The sequence below is a fragment of the Sphingobium fuliginis genome (assembly GCF_015074805.1).
Classification (GTDB): Bacteria; Pseudomonadota; Alphaproteobacteria; order Sphingomonadales; family Sphingomonadaceae; genus Sphingobium; species Sphingobium fuliginis.
Map to the genome: position 1 here is coordinate 1 of NZ_CP060035.1, position 20,796 is coordinate 20,796.

At 66.5% G+C, this 20,796-nt stretch carries 21 protein-coding genes; 12 read left to right on the forward strand and 9 right to left on the reverse strand.

Annotation, left to right across the window (positions count from 1 at the left end; translation table 11 throughout):
• The 4 genes from dnaA to H5V43_RS00020 all read left to right on the forward strand — a co-directional run bounded on the left by dnaA (nucleotide 1) and on the right by H5V43_RS00020 (nucleotide 2,948).
• Nucleotides 1-1,416 (forward strand): chromosomal replication initiator protein DnaA, encoded by a 1,416-nt coding sequence (gene dnaA / locus H5V43_RS00005; protein ID WP_025551638.1) that lies wholly within the window; start codon nucleotides 1-3, stop codon nucleotides 1,414-1,416.
• A gap of 173 nt (nucleotides 1,417-1,589) precedes the next feature.
• A complete protein-coding gene (locus H5V43_RS00010) occupies nucleotides 1,590-2,198 on the forward strand; it encodes a peptidylprolyl isomerase (RefSeq protein ID WP_099186235.1) in 609 nt (202 codons plus the stop codon).
• Nucleotides 2,199-2,379: 181 nt separating this feature from the next.
• Nucleotides 2,380-2,556, forward strand: coding sequence for a hypothetical protein (locus H5V43_RS00015; RefSeq protein ID WP_165363329.1), 177 nt, complete (start codon nucleotides 2,380-2,382; stop codon nucleotides 2,554-2,556).
• Nucleotides 2,557-2,594: 38 nt separating this feature from the next.
• Nucleotides 2,595-2,948: a hypothetical protein gene (locus H5V43_RS00020; protein WP_025552012.1), complete on the forward strand. Its 354-nt coding sequence runs from the start codon at nucleotides 2,595-2,597 to the stop codon at nucleotides 2,946-2,948.
• 151 nt (nucleotides 2,949-3,099) lie between these two features.
• Here H5V43_RS00020 and H5V43_RS00025 read toward each other — a convergent pair whose 3' ends face one another.
• A complete protein-coding gene (locus tag H5V43_RS00025; protein WP_037484262.1) occupies nucleotides 3,100-4,107 on the reverse strand; it encodes a S66 peptidase family protein in 1,008 nt (335 codons plus the stop codon).
• A gap of 20 nt (nucleotides 4,108-4,127) precedes the next feature.
• Complete coding sequence (locus tag H5V43_RS00030; RefSeq protein ID WP_025552009.1) at nucleotides 4,128-4,571, reverse strand: cupin domain-containing protein; 444 nt, start codon at nucleotides 4,569-4,571, stop codon at nucleotides 4,128-4,130.
• 124 nt (nucleotides 4,572-4,695) lie between these two features.
• Between H5V43_RS00030 and dapE the strand changes: the two genes are divergently transcribed.
• Nucleotides 4,696-5,838 (forward strand): succinyl-diaminopimelate desuccinylase, encoded by a 1,143-nt coding sequence (gene dapE / locus H5V43_RS00035; protein ID WP_025552008.1) that lies wholly within the window; start codon nucleotides 4,696-4,698, stop codon nucleotides 5,836-5,838.
• Between the two features lie 175 nt (nucleotides 5,839-6,013).
• Here dapE and H5V43_RS00040 read toward each other — a convergent pair whose 3' ends face one another.
• The 4 genes from H5V43_RS00040 to H5V43_RS00055 all read right to left on the reverse strand — a co-directional run bounded on the left by H5V43_RS00040 (nucleotide 6,014) and on the right by H5V43_RS00055 (nucleotide 10,244).
• Nucleotides 6,014-7,693 (reverse strand): putative bifunctional diguanylate cyclase/phosphodiesterase, encoded by a 1,680-nt coding sequence (locus H5V43_RS00040; protein ID WP_044661619.1) that lies wholly within the window; start codon nucleotides 7,691-7,693, stop codon nucleotides 6,014-6,016.
• Between the two features lie 95 nt (nucleotides 7,694-7,788).
• Nucleotides 7,789-8,322: a Smr/MutS family protein gene (locus tag H5V43_RS00045; RefSeq protein WP_025552006.1), complete on the reverse strand. Its 534-nt coding sequence runs from the start codon at nucleotides 8,320-8,322 to the stop codon at nucleotides 7,789-7,791.
• 12 nt (nucleotides 8,323-8,334) lie between these two features.
• Complete coding sequence (gene mltA, locus H5V43_RS00050) at nucleotides 8,335-9,591, reverse strand: murein transglycosylase A (RefSeq protein WP_099186234.1); 1,257 nt, start codon at nucleotides 9,589-9,591, stop codon at nucleotides 8,335-8,337.
• On the reverse strand, nucleotides 9,588-10,244 hold the full coding sequence (locus H5V43_RS00055) for a Tim44/TimA family putative adaptor protein (protein ID WP_044661622.1): 657 nt from the start codon (nucleotides 10,242-10,244) through the stop codon (nucleotides 9,588-9,590). The genes mltA and H5V43_RS00055 overlap by 4 nt, the downstream gene beginning before the upstream one ends.
• Before the next feature lie 188 nt (nucleotides 10,245-10,432).
• On the opposite strand from H5V43_RS00055, the gene secB reads away from it, so the two are divergent.
• The 4 genes from secB to H5V43_RS00075 all read left to right on the forward strand — a co-directional run bounded on the left by secB (nucleotide 10,433) and on the right by H5V43_RS00075 (nucleotide 14,496).
• Nucleotides 10,433-10,930, forward strand: a complete 498-nt coding sequence (gene secB / locus H5V43_RS00060) for a protein-export chaperone SecB (RefSeq protein ID WP_025551907.1) — start codon at nucleotides 10,433-10,435, stop codon at nucleotides 10,928-10,930.
• Between the two features lie 118 nt (nucleotides 10,931-11,048).
• Complete coding sequence (murJ, locus tag H5V43_RS00065) at nucleotides 11,049-12,638, forward strand: murein biosynthesis integral membrane protein MurJ (protein WP_025551908.1); 1,590 nt, start codon at nucleotides 11,049-11,051, stop codon at nucleotides 12,636-12,638.
• A gap of 4 nt (nucleotides 12,639-12,642) precedes the next feature.
• Entirely contained in the window at nucleotides 12,643-13,647 is a 1,005-nt protein-coding gene (trpS, locus tag H5V43_RS00070; RefSeq protein WP_025551910.1) for a tryptophan--tRNA ligase, read from the forward strand.
• A 198-nt stretch (nucleotides 13,648-13,845) separates the two neighbouring features.
• Nucleotides 13,846-14,496, forward strand: coding sequence for a DUF4136 domain-containing protein (locus H5V43_RS00075; protein ID WP_025551911.1), 651 nt, complete (start codon nucleotides 13,846-13,848; stop codon nucleotides 14,494-14,496).
• A gap of 154 nt (nucleotides 14,497-14,650) precedes the next feature.
• Here the strand turns inward: H5V43_RS00075 and H5V43_RS00080 are convergent, their stop codons facing one another.
• On the reverse strand, nucleotides 14,651-15,136 hold the full coding sequence (locus H5V43_RS00080) for a hypothetical protein (RefSeq protein ID WP_025551913.1): 486 nt from the start codon (nucleotides 15,134-15,136) through the stop codon (nucleotides 14,651-14,653).
• A complete protein-coding gene (locus H5V43_RS00085; RefSeq protein WP_025551915.1) occupies nucleotides 15,133-15,603 on the reverse strand; it encodes a copper chaperone PCu(A)C in 471 nt (156 codons plus the stop codon). Before H5V43_RS00085 ends, H5V43_RS00080 begins: the two co-directional genes overlap by 4 nt.
• Nucleotides 15,604-15,780: 177 nt before the next feature.
• Between H5V43_RS00085 and dnaK the strand changes: the two genes are divergently transcribed.
• Nucleotides 15,781-17,679, forward strand: coding sequence for a molecular chaperone DnaK (dnaK, locus tag H5V43_RS00090; RefSeq protein ID WP_025551917.1), 1,899 nt, complete (start codon nucleotides 15,781-15,783; stop codon nucleotides 17,677-17,679).
• 63 nt (nucleotides 17,680-17,742) lie between these two features.
• Nucleotides 17,743-18,870 (forward strand): molecular chaperone DnaJ, encoded by a 1,128-nt coding sequence (gene dnaJ / locus H5V43_RS00095; RefSeq protein WP_044661628.1) that lies wholly within the window; start codon nucleotides 17,743-17,745, stop codon nucleotides 18,868-18,870.
• A 100-nt stretch (nucleotides 18,871-18,970) separates the two neighbouring features.
• Here the strand turns inward: dnaJ and H5V43_RS00100 are convergent, their stop codons facing one another.
• Entirely contained in the window at nucleotides 18,971-20,266 is a 1,296-nt protein-coding gene (locus tag H5V43_RS00100; protein ID WP_037482275.1) for an amino acid permease, read from the reverse strand.
• Nucleotides 20,267-20,633: 367 nt separating this feature from the next.
• Between H5V43_RS00100 and H5V43_RS00105 the strand changes: the two genes are divergently transcribed.
• On the forward strand, nucleotides 20,634-20,780 hold the full coding sequence (locus H5V43_RS00105; protein ID WP_165363328.1) for a hypothetical protein: 147 nt from the start codon (nucleotides 20,634-20,636) through the stop codon (nucleotides 20,778-20,780).
• Nucleotides 20,781-20,796 lie beyond the last annotated feature (16 nt).

The window sequence follows — 20,796 nt, forward strand, 5'->3', positions numbered from 1 at the left end:
ATGAAGGATATTACGGCAGTGATTGGAAGTTTGAGCGGTCTCGACACGCAGCAGAATGCGCGCCTGGAGACTGCCTGGGCGACCATTCGCGCCGGGCTGCGCCGCGACATCGGCGCGCGCATGTTCGACCAGTGGCTGAAGGCCGCGCAACTGGGCGATTATTGCCCCGAATCGCAGACGCTGGACCTGTTGTTCGCTTCCGACTTCACCGCCAATTTCGTGTCGGGCCAGTTCGGGGATCGGCTGCGCATGGCATGGCGCTGCGCCGGCGCCGGCGTGCGCGAGGTGCGCCTGCGCCGCGCCCCCAATGCGGTGGGCCCCCGGGTTCTGGAACTGCCGCCGGCCGAGGCCCTTGCCGTGAACGACGGCGGGGTGGCGGACGATCAGGCCCCCGCATCCAATTTCCAGCCGCGCCACAGCTTCGACCAGTTCGTGACCGGCGAGACCAATCATCTCGCCTTCTCCGCCGCGCAGGCCATGGCGGGCAGGAGCCAGCCGCGTTTCAGCCCGCTTTTCATCCATGGCGGCACCGGGCAGGGCAAGACCCATCTGCTCCATGCCATCGCCCAGGGCTTCTCCGCGCATTCGCCCTCGGCCCCCGTGCTCTACATGTCGGCCGAGCGGTTCATGATGGAATTCGTGAACGCGATGCGGGCGAACGAAACGATGATGTTCAAGGCGCGGCTGCGCGCGGCGCGGCTGCTGCTGATCGACGACATCCAGTTCATCGCCGGCAAGGGTTCGACGCAGGAAGAGTTTCTTCACACGATCAACGACCTGATCGATTCGGGCGCCCGCATCGTCGTGACCGCCGACCGTGCGCCGCAGATGCTGGACGCGATCGATGCGCGCATCCTCTCGCGCCTGGCCGGCGGGCTGGTGGCCGACATCCGTCCCGCCGGGCTCGACCTGCGCCTCGCGATCCTGGAGGCCAAGCGCGCCATTGCGGGCGACCCGCCGGTTCCGGACGCGGTGGTCGATTTCCTGGCGCGGTCGATCCGTTCCAATGTGCGCGAGTTGGAAGGCGCCTTCAACAAGCTGATCGCCTATGGCCAGCTTACCGGCCGATCGATCGACCTGGAGTTCGCGCAGGCGATGCTGGCGGACGCGGTGCGGGCCAATGCCCGCCGCATCACCGTCGACGAGATCCAGAAGGCCTGTGCCGCGCATTACAAGATCGACGCGGCGGAAATGCGTTCCAAGCGCCGGGCGAGGGCGGTCGCCCGTCCGCGCCAGGTGGCGATGTATCTGGCCAAGAAGATGACGCCGCGTTCCCTGCCCGAGATCGGCCGTATCTTCGGCGGGCGCGACCATAGCACCGTGATCCACGCGGTGCGCACGATCGAGGAATTGCGGCAGAGCAATCCGGACATAGACGCGGACATCCGCGCCCTGCAGCGCCAGTTGGAAGGCTGACAGGCGGGCGGCTTTGGATTAGAGCCAATCGACATTCAGATGATGACGAGCCGAAAATGGTGGTTTTCCGTGACCCGGAGCGCAGCATACTCAAGGTACGTGAGCACCGGAAGCACGGAAAAGCGTCATTTGGCCGTCAGGGCTGAATGTCGATTGGCTCTAGGCTTCGCGCCATGATCCGACAACTCGCCCTGTTCCTGGCCGCCCTCTTCTCCCTTGCTCCCGCCCTTGCCCAGAGCCCTGCTGCTGCGCCGCCGCCTGCCGATGTGCGGGTTGCGCTCGACACCGGCGCGGGCCGCATCCTGATCGCGGTGCATGTGGCGCAGGCGCCGGCGACGGCGGCGAATTTCCTGCGCTATGTCGATCAGAAGCGGCTGGACGGCGCCAGCTTCTACCGCGGCGTCGGTTCGGCCGACTATGGCTTCGTGCAGGGCGGGGCGCAGAACGATCCCAAGCGCATCCTGCCGCCGGTCAAGCATGAGCCGACCAGCCAGACCGGCCTTACCCATGATGATGGCGCGCTCTCCATGGCCCGCTATGCGCCCGGCAGCGCGACCGGGGATTTCTTCATCGTGCTGGGCAAGATGCCCGGCATGGACGCGCATCCCGAAGCGGCGGGCGACAATCAGGGCTTCGCCGTCTTCGCCCATGTGATCGAGGGAATGGATGTCGTGAAGACGATCCTCGCCGCCCCCAAATCCCCCACGGCCGGCGAGGGCGTGATGAAGGGGCAGATGCTGGAGCGGCCGGTGACGATCCTGACGGCGCGCCGTCTTCCCTGACCTTGGCCCTGACCTTGGCCCTGAGCCGGGCTCCTGCTCTTGCGGCAGCGCGGCTGGCCCGATGCCGCTGCATCGTTAACCATATTCGCCGGGCCGCCTCCAATGAGGGATGCCCTGCGCGGTCGGCTCTATGCCTTGCCGCTTTCCCCTTTAAGATTCAGCTTTTTGCGGAGAGCAAGCCATGCAGGTCGACAGCAACGACACCCTGTCCGAACGGGCGGAGCTTCACTTCCTCGCGGCGCTGGTCGATGAACTGATGCGCAAGCTGCTTCATTCCGGCGTGCTCAGCCAGGCCCAGCTCAACGAGATCGAGCAGCAGGTCTCCCATCGCGTCGGGCACAGCCCCCGCGCCTGGTAGGCCTGTTCTGCCGAGGCCGCTTGCGATAGCATCGTGGGATGCGCGTCCTCACGGCACTCCTCCCCCTTGCGGCCTTCCTGGCCGGGCCGGCCTGGGCGCAAGCCTCCGAGCGGGCGGGGCATTATTATCTGCGCGGCGTGATGGAGACGGGGTCCGAACTGATGCTCCATCCGGACGGCCGCTTCCAATGGTATCTGGTCTATGGCGCGCTGGACCTGTTCGCGGAGGGGCGGTGGGCCGAGAGGGACGGGGCCGTCATCCTCACTGCCGAAAGGACGAAGGAGGTGCCCGAGCCCGGCTTCCGAACGCTTGTCCTGAAAGTCGAGGACAGGTCGCTCGTCCCGCCCGATGGCCGCGGCGCCTATGTCAGGCCCGCCGACGACAGGGACTGACCCCGACTGCATGTCGGCCGTTCTTCAGGGGGCGCTGCGTTGAAGCGGGCGCCGGTCGCGCGCTACGGGTTCCTGTCGTCGCATGCTTTCAGGCGGAAACCGGTTCCCGCCCTTCGCCGGGGTCGGGACAGGCCTTTCTGCACGACGCTCCCTAGCGGACCGCCGGTTCCAGCAGGCGGATCGTTCCCGCGTCGGCGTCGATTTCCGCCCGGCAGCCCACCGGCAGGCTGAACTGGCTGGCGACATGCCCGAACAGCGCGCCCTGGAAAGCGGGGACGCCAAGGGGCGCCAGATGCTGCCGCAACACCTCCGCCAGGGTGAACCCGCCATAGGAGGCGCCGCTGGGACCGCAATCGGTGCATTGCCCGAACACCACGCCCGCCACCCTGCTCAGAAGGCCGGCCAGCGCCAATTGGGTCAGCATCCGGTCGATCCGATAGGGCTGCTCGCTCACATCCTCGATGAACAGGATCGCGCCGTCGAAATCCGGCAGCCACGGGGTTCCCATCAGCGTCGAGAGCACGGTCAGGTTCCCGCCCAGCAGCCGCCCGCTGGCCTTTCCGCCCCGGAAGGTCAGGATGCGCCCGCTGCGCTGCACCAGCCGGTCCTCATGCCCGTCCGGATTGGTCATCAGCGGCGTTGCTCCATCGAAGGCGACGGCGCGGAAGGCATCCCAGGAAAAGCGCGGCCAACTGCTGGCCGCATTGGGCCCGTGGATGGTGACGAAGCCGGCCCGCGCCGCGAAGGCGAGATGCAGCGCGGTGATGTCGGAAAAGCCGATCAGCAGCTTGGGATTGGCCCTGATCTTCGCGAAGTCCAGATAGGGCAGGATGCGCGCGCAGCCCCATCCGCCCCGGGTGGCGAAGACGGCGCGCAACTGCTGATCGGCGAACATGGCGTTGACGTCGGCTGCGCGGTCGGCATCCGTCCCGGCCAGATAGCCGTAGCGTTCGACCAGATGCCGGGCGGGCCTGGGCACCAGCCCCATGGCGACGATCGTTTCCTTGACCAGATCGAGGTCGAAGCTGTCGTCGGTAAAGCCCGCCGGCTCGATCAGGCCCACGCTGTCGCCGGGGCGCAGCCGGGGCGGCTTCACCACGCCCGCAAGGGGCGCGGCCGAAAGCCCGGGAGCCGCCATCGCAGCGCCCAGCGCGGCCATCAATGCGCGCCGGTCCAGCCTCAAAAACTGCTTCCATTCTTGCGGCGGTAGCTGCCCTCGACCCATTGCATGTCGATGTCGGGATAATGCGCATCGCCCAGCGGAACGCGCCCGACGACCAGGAAGGCGCAATCCTCGCCGCTTTCATTCACCAGATGATGGCCATTGGGATCGCCCTTCGGGAAGGAGGCCATGTCGCCGCCGTGCAGCGCCGTTCGGCTTCCTTCCTCGATCAGCATCGCTTCGCCGCTCAGCATGACGAGGAATTCGTCCTCATCCTCATGCCAGTGCCGTTGGGAGGATGCGGCGCCGGGCTTCAGAACCACATGGCTGATGCCGAAATCGGAAAGGCCGGTCGCCGGTCCCAGCCTGCGCACCCATCGCCCCGCCACCGCATCCGCATATTCGGGCGGATAGCCCGTCCGATTGGTCTGTTCGATGGCGGCAAGGTCGATCCTGGGCATGACATATCCTCCTGCCGGCGTCGGCGCCGGCGGTCCCGCCAGCTTCAAAATGCGCGCTGTGCGCCACCGCATTTTGCGAGCCGCGCCTGTTTCAGCCAGCTTCAAAATGCTCTAACGCAACCCCATGAACAAGACCAGCGCCGATGCAAACCCGATCGACATAGCCGAGAAGCTGATCGCCTGTCCCTCCGTCACGCCGGCCACGGGGGATGTCTTCGCCGTGCTGGAGGCGATGCTGAAGCCGCTGGGCTTTACCGTCGACCGCTTCCTGGCGGGGGAGGCGCCGGACGGCCCTGTGGAAAATCTGCTGGCATGGCGGACGACGGGGCCGGGCAGGCATTTCGCCTTTGCCGGGCATCTGGATGTGGTCCCGCCGGGCAATGGCTGGGCGAGCGATCCCTTCCGGCCGGAGGTGCGCGGCGAGTTGCTCTATGGGCGCGGCGCCGTCGACATGAAGGGCGCCATCGCCGCCTATGTCGCCGCCCTGCACCACCTGCCCGAAGACCTGCCCGGCACGATCAGCCTGATCATCACCGGCGATGAGGAAGGCGCGGCTGTGCATGGCACGCTGGCACTGATGGAGCGGATGGCCGCCCATGGGCTGCGTCCCGACCTTTGCCTGGTGGGCGAGCCGACCTCCTCGCAGCGGTTGGGCGACGTCATCAAGATCGGCCGGCGCGGATCGGTCAACATGTGGATCCATGTCGACGGCGTGCAGGGCCATGTCGCCTATCCGCACCTGGCCGACAATCCGATCCCGCGCCTGATCCGCATCCTGTCCGCCATCGATGCGCTGGTGCTGGACGAGGGCAATGACTGGTTCCAGGCGAGCAATATCGAGATCACCAATCTGGATGTCGGCAATCCGACGACCAACGTCATCCCCGCCGCGGCGCAGGCGCGCATCTCGATCCGTTTCAACAATGAACATGGCGGCGCGGAACTGGTCGACCGCATCACCGCCATCGCCGCGGCCGAAGGGGGCAGGGTGGAAGCGAAGATCAGCGGCGAACCCTTTCTGACGGAGCCGGGCATGCTGTCGGACATGGTCGCGGGCGCGATCCGGGACGTGACGGGGGTGGAGGCGGACCTGTCGACCACCGGCGGCACGTCCGACGCGCGCTTCCTCTCGCGCCTGTGCCCGGTGGTGGAATTCGGCCTCAACAATGCCACCATGCACAAGCTGGACGAGGCGGTGGCGCTGGCCGACCTGCGCGACCTCACCGAAATCTACCGGCTGGTTACGGCGAAGGCGCTGGCGAGCTAGGGCATCGTGCGCAAAAGTGGGAACCGGTTTTGGGCTTAAAAGGATGCGCCAACAAAAGCTTGGAGCGTTGCGCGGAACGGCCTGTCCCGGTCCTGTCGAAGGGCAGGAACCCGGTCATGACGGAAGGGAATGAAATCCCGCCCCATGAGGAGCGGGATGCGCATGGCCATCCGCTTCAGACGGAGCGATGCCGGACCAGCGGCGCGGGCGCGGCGAAGCGGGCGAGATAATCCTCCTCCCCCATGGGCCGGGCCAGATGATAGCCCTGGAACAGCGTGCAGCCGATCACGCGCAGCATTTCCATCTGCGCCTCTGTCTCCACCCCCTCGACCACCACTTCCATGCCCAGTCCCTGGATCAGCCCGACGACGGCGCTGCAGATCGTGCGCGCTTCGGCCGAAACGGCGATGTCGCGGACGAGCGAACGGTCGATCTTCACCCGGTCGACCGGCAGTTCGCGCAGCCGCGAGAGGTTGGAATAGCCGGTCCCGAAATCGTCGATGGCGATGCGCACGCCGTCGCGCCGCAGGGCGCGGATCTGGTCCAGCGTCCGCGACTTCATCTCCATCGCGAGCGATTCCGTGATCTCCAGTTCCAGCATGATCGCCGGCGCCCGATGCGCGTCTATCGCATGGCGCAGGCGCATGAAGAAGTCGGCCTGCCCCAGTTCGCGGGAGGAGATGTTGATCGCGATCCGCTGCCTCACCCCGGCCTGCGCCCAGCGCGCCGCCGTTTCGCACACGCGGCTCATGACCCAGTCGCCCAGCGCCACGATGGCGCCGCTTTCCTCCGCAATCGGCACGAAGGAGCCGGGCATCACCAGATCGCGTTCCGGATGCACCCAGCGGATCAGCGCTTCGGCGCCGATCGCCCGGCCGCTGGAAATTTCGATCTGCGGCTGGAATTCGAGGAGGAACTCGTCCCGTTGCAGGCCCAGCAGCAGGTCGCGCTCCAGCTCCGCGCGGTCGGCGGCTTCCAGCGCCAGTTCGGTGGTGAACATCTCGGCCCGGTTACGGCCCTGATGCTTGGCATGATACATGGCGATGTCCGCCGATCGCAGCAGCGCGGGCAGCGTGTCGCCATGTTCGGGATAGCAGGCGACGCCGATGGACGCGCCCAGGTCGATATGCTGGCTACCGAGGTCGAAGCGTTCGCGCAGCGCGAACTGGATGGCGCGGGCAATGCGGCCGGCCGTGTCGAGATCGGGCATGCTGGGGACGAACAGGGTGAATTCATCCCCCGCCAGGCGGCCGATCAGGCAATCGCCCGCGCCCGCGCTGGCCTGCGCCATGGCGACTTCGCGCAGGCGGCCGGCAACGCGCGCCAGCAACTGGTCGCCCGCCGCATGGCCCAGCGTGTCGTTCACGCCCTTGAACCCGTCCAGGTCGATGAAGAACAGGGCCGCAAGCCCTTCTTCGCTGCGTTCCGCCAGCAGCCGTTCGACCTGCCGGCAGAAGCTGGCGCGGTTGGGAAGGCCGGTCACCTGATCGAACAGCGCGAGCGCCTGAACATGGTCCAGGTTGGTGCGGACCTGGCTGAACAGGCTTTCCATCGCCACGGACAGGTCGGGCAATTCCCGGCCTATGTCCCGCGGCACGGCGGATTGCAGGTCGCCATGGGCCGCCGCCAGCAGGCGTTCGGTCGCACCGTCGATGGCGCTGGCGGTCGTGGCCACGGTACGGCGGGCGGAGGCCCAGCTGAGCGTGCCGCACAGGATCGCGATGATGAGGGAGCGGCCGATGCCGTCCATGTCGGTCGCCTGCCCCTGCCCAAGGACCAGGGACAGGATGAACACCAGCGCCCCCGCGGCGCAGGCGAAGGCAGTGGCGCGGCTCGTCAATGTCACGCCCTGCATGAGTCTCCCTACCCCCGCCAGTCCGGCGTTGGACTGGATCAGTGGGATATGAAGGACAGTGGTTAAGAAAAGGTCAGTGAATCAGTCCGAAAGGCTTATTTTTTGCGCCGCAGGATGACGTAGAGCGCGCCGTCGCCGCCATGGCGCCGATGCGCGATCCGCACGCTGGCGATGCGGTCGGCATAGCTGCTGGTTTCCAGCCAGTGACCGATCTCGCCGCGGATGGCGCCCCGCCGCGAACCGCCGCTGGCGGAGGGGCTTTTCGGCGGTTTCCCGGTGACCACCAGCAATATTCGCACGTCCCTTGCCCAGGCCGAGGCCAGCGCCTGGTTAAGCTGCGAATGGGCCGCCGACAGGCTGTGGCCGTGCAGGTCTATGGTCATGTCGGGGGTCAGATTTCCGCTACGGATTCGGCGCTCCCAGCCCGAATCCAGAGTGGCTGCGGGAGTGCGCGCCGGGGCCGTCGCGACTGCCTGAACGGACGGAGCCGTTAACCCTGTCCCGTCCTTTGCGGGGGTTGGCGGCGTCGGAAGGGAAGAGATGCGCGCGCTCGGCCTCAGCGGCCTTACGGAGCGGGTCAGCGCCGTCCAGAGCGCCTGTTCATCGGAGGTGAGACCGCGTCGGGGCATCGCAGCATGATGTCAGGGCTGCTGACCCAGGCGAGCCGCCGACCCGAGCGGCAGCAGGATCAGCGCGCTGCCCCGCGCCGACATGCCGCCCGCGATGCTGCGCGCATTGCTGCCAGCGCCCCAGAAGCTGTCGAAGCGGTTTGCGCCCTTGATCGCGCCGCCGGTATCCTGCGCGATCCAGATGCCATTGGGTTCTGCCCGGTCCAGCGAGAGCAGCACCGGCGCGCCCAGCGGCACATAGCGGGGATCGGCCGCCACCGTCGCTTCGGGCGTCACGGCGACGCCCATCGCGCCCAGCGGGCCGGCGCCGGTCAGTTCCCGGAAGAAGACGAAGCTCTTGTTCTCGTTCATGATCGCCGCGCCCTCGGCCGGATGGGCGCGCAGATATTGCATGATGTCCTGCATCGACCCGGCCTGGATGAGGCCGCGATCCTTCATCAGCTTGCCGATGCCGGTATAGTCGCGGCCATTCTGCCCGTCATAGCCGATCCGCATCACGCCGCCGTCGGGCAGCAGCAGGCGGCCGCTGCCCTGCACCTGGAGGAAGAAGAATTCCACCGGATCGGCGGCCCATGCCAGTTCCAGCCCCTTGCCGGCGAGCGACCCCGAAACGATCTGCGACCGTTCGTCGAACGGCACCAGATTGCTGCCGTCCACCTTGCCGCGAATGGTCCTGCCCTTCAGGCTGTCGCTGAACTGGCCCAGATTGACGTCGATGAGCGTGGGCGGGCGGCGGTAGATCGGCACCTCGTAACCCGGCTGCCGCGTGCGCGACCCCGCGATCTCCGGCTCATAATAGCCGGTGACGAAGGCCTTTCCGTCGCCCACCTGCACCGCTTCGAAATAGCGGGCGAAAAATTCGCCGGCCGACGCCTCCGGCCAGCTCGACGCGGCGGCGCAGGCGCTGTTCCAGTCCGTGCCGCGCGTCAGTCCGCTCTGGTCGCCCCGCCGCATCAGCGAAGGGCAGGAGAGGCGGAACGCCTGCAACGCCTTGCGCGAACGCTCGCCCGACGGAATGAGGTCGGTGATGGCCGGGCCGGGGGCGATTCCGGCGCTGACGGCATTGGCTGTATCGGCCGGCGCGGTCGCGGGAGGCGTGACCGGCACGGGCGGACGGGGGGTGGCGGGAACGGGGCGGGTTGCGGTCTCAGCGCCGCGAGGCGGCCTTGAGGGGGCAGGCCCACCCGCGCCGGGCGGAATCACGCCGCCGGCGCAAGCGGACAGCAGCAAAGCCGCGGCCAGCGCGCCCCACGACTGACGAAGGCTCATGCCGCCTCGTCGGTCTCGCTGAGCTTCCAGTTGGGATCGGTGCTGCGCAGATCGCGCGTGAAGGTCCAGATGTCGTTGGTGCCGACAGCGTCGGTCAGCGAACCGGCGACGACATTGCCGTCGCGGTCGCGGGTGACGGCGGCGATGTCCGCCTCGAAACGCAGGGAAATCTCCGCCATGCGGCCCGTGACGCCCGCGTCGACGATCTGCACCTTTTCCATGCGGACCAAGCGGTTGTCGAGGACATGGCCCTCCGCCTCCCGCGCCGCGATCGCTTCCTCGAAGGAGGCGAGAACATCGGCATCGCAAAGCCATTCCAGTTCCTGCCGGTCGCCGCGCCAGAACGCCTCCAGCACCATCTTGTAGGCGGCCTTGGCGCCCTCCACGAACTGGGGCACGTCGAAGCTGCGGTCGGCCGCGATCAGCGCGCGGACGCCCGCTTCGCCGCCGGGAGCGATCAGCCCGTCCGACAGCCGCACCGAATCGCCCGCCATTTCCGGAACCGGGCGCGGCTGCACGATCGTCACCTTGGCGCGTTCCTCCGCCGGGCGAAGCGCAGGCTCCTGCTCATGCCCGGTCCGCTTGCCGAGCACCGAATAAAGCCGCAACGCCAGAAAGCCGGCAATCATGGCGAGGATGACGATCACATACACGGGGTCAGGCACCCTTTGGACTGAATCTGAAACTGTAACGCAACCAACATAGGCATGTTTCCCCGCATATTCAAATGGCCGCTTTTCATGTGCCGCATTGCCCCCTCCTGCCGCCCCTGCTAAGCGCGCGGATCGACATGCGCGGACATTCCGCCCGCCAGGCAAACCGTAAAAACCAGGGAAATGAGATGGCCGAGGAAGCCGATACCATTCAGACCACCGGCAATGGCGCCGACAATGGCCCCCAGATCGCGCTGATCAGCCAATATGTGAAGGACATGTCCTTCGAAAACCCCAATGCGCCCGCCGTCTATCAGTGGCAGGACCAGCCGCAGATCGACGTGCAGTTCAACATCGGCGCCGACAAGGTGGGCGAGGAAGTCGTCGAAGTATCCCTGAAGATCGAGGTCAAGGCCACCGCGCCGCAGGGCACCGCCTTTGCCGTGGAACTGGTCTATGCCGCGATCTTCGGCATGCGGAACGTGCCCGAGGACCAGATGCAGCCCTTCATGCTGGCCGAAGCGCCGCGCCTTCTCTTCCCCTTCGCCCGCCGCGTGCTGGCCGACGCGATCCGCGACGGGGGCTTCCCGCCGCTGCTGCTCGATCCCATCGATTTCGGCGGCCTCTATGTCCAGCAGGCGCAGGCCATGGCGCAGACCGCAGGCGAGCCGGCGGGCCACGCCTGAGTCCGGGAATGATCCATCCCCCCGTTCGGGCTGAGCGTGTCGAAGCCCTCCACTTTCTTCCGATGAAGAAGTGCAGCCCTTCGACAAGCCAAGGGCGAACGGGAGGAGGGGTTTTGCCATGAAACTCGCCAGGGCCCTTGGTTCCGTGGGCGGGCTGACGCTCGCCAGCCGGGTGCTGGCCCTTGTCCGCGATTCGCTGGCGGCGCGCTATGTCGGCGCGGGATTCGCGTCGGACGCCTTCAACGGCGTCGCCTTCCGCCTGCCCAACATGTTCCGCGCCCTCTTTGCCGAGGGCGCCTTTTCCGCCGCCTTCATCCCCATGTTCAACCGCAAGGCGGCGGGGCCGGGTGGGGTCGCGGACGGCTATCGCTTCGCTGAGCGGGCGCTGGCCGTGCTGCTGCCGGTGCTGGTCGTCTTCACCGCGCTGCTGATCGCGGCGGCCTGGCCGATCACATGGGCGCTCTCCGGCGGTTTTTCCCGCCAGAACCCGACGCCGGAGCAATTCGCCTTCGCGGTGACGCTCTCGCGGATCACCTTGCCCTATCTGGCGCTGATCAGCCTTGCCTCCCTGCTGGGCGGCATATTGAATTCGCTCGACAAATTCTGGGTGAATGCCGCCGCGCCGATCCTGCTCAACATCGCCATGATCGCGGGGCTGTGGCTGTTCCACGGCGCCGACGAATATGAAACCGCGCGGGTGCAGGCGATTTCCGTCACCGTGGGCGGGGCGCTGCAATTGCTGTGGCTGATCTGGGCCTGCCGCCGGGCGGGCGTGTCGATGAAGCTCAAGCGCCCGCGACTGGACGCGGATGTGAAGGAACTGCTCCGCCTGATCGTGCCGGCGGCGGCGGGGGCCGGGGCTTCGCAGATCAACCTGCTGATCTCCACCGCCCTGTCCGGCTGGCTGCTCGCCTCAGGCTCCATCACCTATATCTATTATGCCGACCGGCTGAACCAGTTGCCGCTGGGGCTGATCGGGATCGGCCTTGGCACCATATTGCTGCCGACCATTTCCCGCCTGCTGTCGACGGGCCAGGAGCAGGTGGCCATGGACACGCAGAACCGCGGTATCGAACTGGCGCTGTTCCTGACCCTGCCCGCGACCGTCGCCTTCATCACCGTGGCGGAACCGATCGTGCGGGGCCTGTTCCAATATGGCCGCTTCACCGCGCTGGATGCGGAGCGCTGCGGCTGGGCGCTGTCCGCCTTTTCCATCGGCCTGCCATCCTATGTCCTCGTGAAGGTGCTGACGCCCGGCTATTATGCGCGCGGGGACACCAGGACGCCGGTCCGCTATGCGATGCTGTCGATCCTCATCAACATCGTCGGGAACATCGTCCTGATCCCGCTGCTGGGCCATGTCGGGCCGCCGCTGGCGACGGCGCTGTCCTCCACCGTCAATGTGGCGATGCTCTATTCGACGCTGGTGAAGCGCGGCCATTTCGCCGCCGACGGGCAGTTGCGGCGGCGCCTGCCCCGCCTCGCCGTGGCGGCGGTCGCCATGGGCGGGGCGCTCCATGCCGGCGAAGGGCTGCTCGATCCATGGCTCGGCGGGGCGATGGTCCAGCGCTATGTGGCGCTGGCGGTGCTTGTCGGCGCGGGAATCGCGCTGTACGGGGTGGCCTGCTTCCTTACGGGCGCCTATCGGCTCTCGGACCTGAAGGCGCTGATGCGGCGCAAAAGTGCAACCAAGACAGAGAACGGATAGAAGAATGCGCGTCCTTTCCGGCATCCAGCCGACCGGCAATCTGCACCTGGGCAATTATCTGGGCGCGATCCGCAACTGGGTGCGGATGCAGGACGAGATGGACAGCGGGAGCCAGTGCTTCTTCTTCCTGGCCGACATGCATTCGATCACCGTGCATGAGGGGCGCGAGCAGCGTATCCGCAATGTCCGCGACATGGCCGCCGCGCTGGTCGCCGCCGGGATCGACCCGGACCGCTCCGTCCTCTTCAACCAGGCGCGGGTGCCCGCCCATGCGGAACTGTGCTGGCTGCTGAACGGCACGGCGCGGATCGGCTGGCTCAACCGCATGACCCAGTTCAAGGACAAGGTGGGCAAGGACCGCGAGGGCGCCTCCATCGGCCTGTTCGTCTATCCGGTGCTCCAGGCCGCCGACATCCTGGTCTATAACGCCACCCATGTGCCGGTGGGGGAGGACCAGAAGCAGCATCTGGAGCTGGCCCGCGACATCGCCACGAAGTTCAACACCGATTTCGGCGTGGAGCTGTTCACCCTGCCCGATCCGATCATCCCCAGGGAATCGGCGCGCATCATGTCGCTGCGCGACGGCACGGCGAAGATGTCCAAGTCCGACCCGTCCGACATGAGCCGCATCAACCTGACCGACGATGACGATGCGATCATGCAGAAGGTGAAGAAGGCCAAGACCGATCCCGAACCGCTGCCGGACAATGCCGGGGGGTTGGCCGGGCGTCCGGAGGCGAACAATCTTCTCGGCATCTATGCGACGCTGTCGGGCATGAGCGTGGACGCGGTCTGTGCCGAATTCGCCGGCAAGGGCTTCGGCGCGTTCAAGCCGGCCCTGGGCGAACTGCTGGTGGAAACGCTCCGCCCCATCCGTGCGCGGTTCATGGAATTGCGCACCGACGACGCCGCGCTGGACGCCATCCTCGAAAAGGGGGCGGCCAAGGCGTCGGCGGCGGCCGCGCCCACTTTGCGGGCGGCCTATGACGCGATGGGACTGATGCGCTGATGCCGCAGGGGTCGCCAAAGCGGCGGCCCTTTCCGGTTCGTGACGGAATAATCCATGCCGCGGCGTCGTACGGATGGCAGGACATGGTTTGCGCCCGTTCGCCCGTTACGTGCGTTCAAACGATGTTCAGTTGCGTTTTGCCATGGCAGGACGCAAGATGTTTGGCAGGCGAAGTGCCTGGTACAGGACGCAAGAAAAATGACCCGTTTCAAAAAGATCGGCTTCCTCGCGGCGCCCGCTTTGGCGCTTGTGGCGCTGTCAGGCTGCGCGAGTTCCTTCAAGGCGGATGTGGCGCGCTTTCAGCAGCTTCCCGCACCCGCCGGCCAGAGCTTCACCGTTGTCGCGGACGATCCGCGCCTGGCGGGCGGCCTTGAATTTTCGCATTATGCCGACCTCGTCAGCCAGCGTCTGACGCAGACCGGCTATGTCGCCGCCGGCGATCCCGCGCGGGCCGACCTGATCGTGCGCGTGGCCTATGGCGTCGACAATGGGCGCGAAAAGGTGCGATCGACCGGATTCGGCAATCCCGACCCGTTCTTCTACGGCGGTTGGGGCTGGCGGGGCCGCTGGGGCCGCCCCTGGGGCTATGGCTTCTATGACCCGTGGCTGTTCGGGCCCGGCGGTTATAATGACGTGACCAGCTACACCGTCTATACCGGCGACCTCAGCATGAAGATCGACCGCGCCGCCGACAATCGCCGCCTGTTCGAGGGCAAGGCGCAGGCCCAGTCGCTTTCCAACAAGCTGACCTATCTGGTGCCGAACCTGATCGATGCGATGTTCACCGGCTTTCCGGGCCAGAATGGCGAGAATGTGAAGATCACGCTGCCGCCCGAGAAGAAGGGCTGAGCGGCTTTCCTCAGGGCGGCTCCCAGCCATGCCCCTTTGCCCGGCGGTCGAGGATCGCCGGGCTTTTCTTCTCGAAAGCGCGAGGGTCGCCGGGCGGTCCATCGCACCGGGCCGCCCGTCTCGCTGGAGCGCCTTCGCCGGAACATGGCGCGAATCACGGTCCGTCGTCGACCCCTTGCCGGCCGGCGAAGGGCAGCAGCGCCTCATAGACCGGAAGCGGCGGCTTGCCGTGCACGGAAACCCCGCGGCGCAACAGGAACGCATGCCGCACGATCTCCGCCTGCTGCTCCAGGCCATAGCGGCGGAACGGCTTTCCCGGCACGATCTCATAGCCGTAGCGGCAGAAGGGATGGCGCATCAGCGGCAGATACCATCTGCCGCCCCGCTGCGCCTGCCAGACATGGGTCATTTCATGGATGAAATGTCCCTGGACGTGCAGGGGGCTGTCGCAGAAATCAGGGCAGAACAGGCCGCTTTCCGGATGAAACCAGAGGTCGCCGTCGGGCGCCATGGTGACTTGCCGCGGCTGGAACGGCCACCATTTGCGATCATGCACCCGCACCCGCCGATAATCGATGGCGGCGGCGAACACCGACCGGGCCAGGGCGGTTTCAGCCTCGGTCAGCGGACGTCCGGTCAATGCGCCTCATGCTCCTTTTGCGGGGGAACGGGAGCGGCGGCGCCGGGCTTCTGGATGATGGCGTCGACCAGCAGGCGGTCGCCATTGGCGAGCAGGAAGGTGAGCGTCATCCTGCCGCGGCCGATCGCCGTGTCGTTGACGCCCCAGAGCATCAGATGCTTGCCGCCCGGCGCGAAGGCGACCGTGGACCTGGCGGGGATGGGGACGCTGTCGAGCGGCTTCATCGTCATCCTGCCGCCCTCGCTCATGCTCTCGTGCATCTCCACCTTCAGCGCATAGTCGGTGAGCACGCCGCGCAGCGCCGTGTCCGCATCGCCGCCATGGGCGATGAAATAGCCGGAGGACGGCATGTCCTTGTTGGGGCTGAGCCGCACCCAGGCCTGATCGACATAGGTGGGCGCGGGATCGCCGCACGCCGTGAGCGCAAGCGGGGCGGCAAGGGCGATTAGGGGGTAAAATGCGCGCATGGGCAAAGGCTTCCTCAATGTCCCGTTTCCGATCGTTTCCTGGAGGTAATCGTCACAGCTTCTTGTGCCAAGCGAAAGCACGCCTATATCCCTTGCGCAAACGCCCTTGCCTTGGCGCTTTCGTGAGGTATGGGGCCGTCAACCGCTGAATATGATTTGGGGTTCAAAGAGGACACAATGGCAAAAGTAATCGGTATCGACCTGGGCACCACCAACAGCTGTGTCGCTGTGATGGACGGCGGCAAGCCCAAGGTGATCGAAAATGCGGAAGGCGCGCGGACGACGCCCTCCATCGTCGCCTTCACCAAGGACGGCGAGCGCCTGATCGGCCAGCCTGCCAAGCGTCAGGCCGTGACCAATCCGGACAACACCATCTTCGCCGTGAAGCGCCTGATCGGCCGCCGCTTCGACGATCCGATGACCAAGAAGGACATGGAGCTGGTGCCCTACAGCATCGCCAAGGGTCCCAATGGCGACGCCTGGGTCAATGCCGGCGGCAAGGATTATTCGCCTTCGCAGATTTCCGCCTTCATCCTGCAGAAGATGAAGGAAACCGCCGAGAGCTATCTGGGCGAGACGGTGACGCAGGCGGTCATCACCGTGCCCGCCTATTTCAACGACGCCCAGCGTCAGGCGACCAAGGATGCGGGCCAGATCGCGGGCCTGGAAGTGCTGCGCATCATCAACGAGCCGACCGCGGCCGCGCTCGCCTACGGGCTGGAGAAGCAGGACGGCAAGACCATCGCGGTCTATGACCTTGGCGGCGGCACGTTCGACATCTCGATCCTGGAGATCGGCGACGGCGTGTTCGAGGTGAAGTCGACCAATGGCGATACCTTCCTGGGCGGCGAGGATTTCGACGCCAAGCTGGTGGAGTTCCTGGCTTCGGGCTTCCAGAAGGATGAAGGCATCGACCTCACCAAGGACAAGCTGGCTTTGCAGCGCCTGAAGGAAGCGGCGGAAAAGGCGAAGATCGAACTGTCCTCGGCCCAGTCGACCGAAGTCAACCTGCCCTTCATCACCGCTGACCAGAATGGGCCGAAGCATCTGGTCAAGACCATCACCCGCGCCGATCTGGAGCGGCTGGTGGCCGACCTCATCAAGCGGACGATGGAGCCTTGCAAGAAGGCGCTGGCCGATGCCGGCGTTTCCGCGAGCGAGATCAGCGAAGTGGTGCTGGTCGGCGGCATGACCCGCATGCCCAAGGTGCGCGAGGCCGTGAAGGAGTTCTTCGGCAAGGAACCGCACACCGGCGTGAACCCCGACGAAGTGGTCGCCATGGGCGCCGCCATTCAGGCGGGCGTGTTGCAGGGCGACGTCAAGGACGTGCTGCTGCTGGACGTCACTCCGCTGTCGCTGGGCATCGAGACGCTGGGCGGCGTGTTCACCCGCATGATCGACCGCAACACCACCATCCCGGCCAAGAAGAGCCAGGTCTATTCGACCGCCGACGACAATCAGCAGGCGGTGACGATCCGCGTGTTCCAGGGCGAGCGTGAGATGGCGGCGGACAACAAGCTGCTCGGCCAGTTCGATCTGGTCGGCATCCCGCCCGCGCCGCGCGGCGTGCCGCAGATCGAGGTGACGTTCGACATCGACGCCAACGGTCTGGTCAACGTCCATGCCAAGGACAAGGGCACGGGCAAGGAACAGCAGATCCGCATCCAGGCTTCGGGCGGCCTGTCGGACGCCGACATCGACCAGATGGTCAAGGATGCCGAGCGCTTCGCCGAGGAAGACAAGAAGAAGCGCGAGGCGGCCGAGGCGAAGAACAATGCCGAAAGCCTGATCCACACCACCGAGCAGCAGCTTTCCGAGCATGGCGACAAGGTCGATGCTGGCCTGAAGTCGGAGATCGAGACCGCGATCGCGGCCACCAAGTCTGCGGTCGAGGGCGGCGATGCGGAAGCCATGAAGGCGAAGGCGCAGGAACTCGCCACGGTCGCGATGAAGCTGGGGCAGGCCATTTACGAGAAGGAGCAGGCGGCTGCGGCTGCTCCGGGCGCGGACGCGCCGAAGGCGGATGACGATGTCGTCGATGCCGAATTCTCCGAAGTGGACGATAACAAGGCGTAAGCTGATGTGCTTGCCCCGTCAGGACTGTTATGGCCTTGACGGGGCAGGGACGCCGGGGGCGAGATGAGCACCGAAATCGACTATTACGAACTGCTCGAAGTCGAGCGCACGGCGGACGCCGCCACGATCAAAAGCGCCTATCGCAAGCTGGCGATGAAATATCACCCGGACAAGACCGGGGGCTGCACCGACAGCGAGGCCAAGTTCAAGGCCGTTTCGGAAGCCTATGAATGTTTGAAGGACCCGCAGAAGCGCGCGGCCTATGACCGGTTCGGCCATGCGGCGTTCCAGAATGGCGGCGGTTTCGGCGGCGGGCGCGGCGGCGCGGGCGGCTTTTCCGACCTGGGCGATATTTTCGAGACGATCTTCGGTCAGGCGGCGGGCGGCTTCGGCGGCGGGCGGCAGGCGCAGCGGCGCGGGGCGGACCTGCGCTACGACATGGAAATCACGCTGGACGACGCCTATCATGGCAAGAAGACCGAGATCGAGATCGAGGTTTCGGCCCCTTGCGAAAGCTGCGACGGCTCGGGCGCGCAGCCGGGCACCGGGGTCAAGAGCTGCGGCACCTGCCATGGCCATGGCCAGGTGCGGGCGCAGCAGGGCTTTTTCGTGGTCGAGCGGACCTGCCCGTCCTGCCATGGCGCGGGTCAGGTGATCGAAAGCCCCTGCCGTAGCTGCCGGGGCGAAGGGCGGGTGGACAAGCCCAAGACGCTTTCCGTCAACATCCCCGCCGGCGTCGACGAAGGCACGCGCATCCGCCTGTCGGGTGAGGGCGAGGCGGGGGCGCGGGGGGCTCCTGCGGGCGATCTTTACATCTTCCTGCATGTGAAGCGGCATGCGATCTTCGAACGGGACGGCACGACCCTGTTCGCGCGCGCGCCGGTCAGCTTCACGACCGCCGCGCTGGGTGGGGTCATCGAGGTGCCGGGGCTGGATGGCCGGCGGCATGAGATCAAGATTCCGAGCGGCATCCAGTCGGGCAAGCAGATCCGCCAGCGCGGCGCGGGCATGCCTGTGCTGAACGGGCGTGGGCAGGGCGATCTGGTGATCCAGGTCGACGTCGAGACGCCGACCAAGCTGAGCGCCAAGCAGCGCGAACTGCTGGAAGCCTTTCGCGAGACGGAAACCGGCGAGGAATGCCCGCAATCGACCGGCTTCTTCAGCAAGCTCAAGGAATTGTGGGGGGACTGATTTTCCCTCCACCCGTCGGACGCCTTCCCTGCCTCCGTTCGCCCCGAGCTGGTGGAGAGGCTTTTCTTTCTTCGAGGAGAAGGGAAGGGCTTTGACGGGCTCAGCCTGAGTGGAGACAGGGCAGGGACTTTCGGTCCCGCCGCGCCCAGGCGTAAAAGGGAAATCCCCCCGCCATCAGCAGGAAGCTTGCTCCGCTGGGCACCAGCCCCGCGCCCCATAATGTCCAGAGCGCATAGCACAGCCCCAGCAGAGCGGCGGGCACCGCCAGCCGAAACCTGAGCGCCGCCAGCGCGCAGCCGACATAGAGCCAGAGCGTGGCCGAGGTCGACAGCAGCGCCATCGCCGTGAACAGCGCCACCAGCCCCTGCAGGCTGTTGGCGACCAGCATCAGCGTTCCGAGCAGGCAGGACAGCAGCAGCGCGCAGACCGGCGTGCCGCGACCGTTGGTCCCGGCCAGCCAGCGCGGCAATTCGCCGCCCCGCGCCATGGCAAGCGGCACTTCACCCTGCAACAATGTCCAGCCATTGAGCGCCCCGAGGCAACTGATCGTGGCGAAGACCGCGATGAGTCCCGCCGGGCCGGGCGACCAGTAATGCGCGACGAAGGCGGCGAAGGGGGAGCCGGACCGGCTTTCCTCCGCCGGCAGGGTGAGAGCGATGCCGGAGCAGACCAGCAGGTAGATGAGGCCGGTGACTGCCGTGCCGATCAGCGTGGCGCGCGGGATTGTCCGGGCGGGATCGCGCACCTTGTCGGCGGCGACGCTGGCCGATTCGAAGCCGAGCAGCGCCCAGAGCGTCAGCGCGGCCGAGGCGGTGATGCCGGCGCTGGTGAAGCCTTGCGCGGGGAATGGCGCGACCTGCGCCCGGCCATGGCCCAAGGTCAGGGCGAGCAGGACGAAGACGACCGCGATCGGGATCAGCTTGATCGCGGTGGTGGCGAGTTGGGTCGCGCCCACGGCGCGCGCGCCGACCAGGTTGATGCCGGTCGTCGCCCAGAGGAAACCGATGGAAAGGAGCGCCCCCATTCCGGGCCGGTGCAGCGCGGGCAGGATGCTGCTGAGATTGGCGGTGGCGGCGACGGCGATGGTGACATTGGTGAAGATCACCGAAATCCAGTATATCCACCCGATCGCGAAGCCGGCGGACGGGCCATAGGCGCGGGTGATGAACTGCGCCGTGCCGCCGGCGTCGGGCATCCGCACCGTCAGCCGGGCGATGACATAGGCAAGGAGGAGGGAGCCGGCGATGGTGAATATCCAGCCCGCCACCGCATCCCAGCCGAACGGCGCGAGCGAGGCGGGCAGCAGGAACACGCCGGACCCGATCATGTTGCCCATCACCAGCGCAATGCAGGCGGGCAGGCCGAGCGTGCGGCTTGCCGGCACTGGCCCGTTCACGAAGCGGCTCGCTGCATCATGTCCCGTTTGATGGGCCCATGCCGCGCCGCGCGCAATGGGTCAATGGTCGGTGGCGATGAAGGGCAGCGGTGGACGGTCCGTTGCGGGCGCTATGCGCGACGGGCGCCTGCGAAGGCAGGGCGCGGCTTTTCCGCCTTCGCTGGATTGACTGGGACGGTTTGCCGAAAGCGGGAGCATCGGCCTGCAAGCGGGATCGCGCCGCTCAAAATCCAGCCATGATGCGCGCGGTCATGAGGATGAGCTTTCTGCAATCGCGTTCGAAGCCATTGCATTTGCGGATTTTTCCCGCTGACCCCAGATGGGCGTCGATGCTGCAACGCAGCAATCCTTTTATCAAGAGGTCGCCATGTTCTCCCTGTTGTCGCTATATTTCGCCTATCGCCGCGATGTCGTCGTTGCCGAGCGCTATGTCGCCGGACTGGCCAGGGCCGAAGCCCGCCCTGCCGCCCCGGCGGCGCGGCGTCCGGCCGAACGACTGCCCCTCGCCGCCTGAACGCAGGGACGCTCCG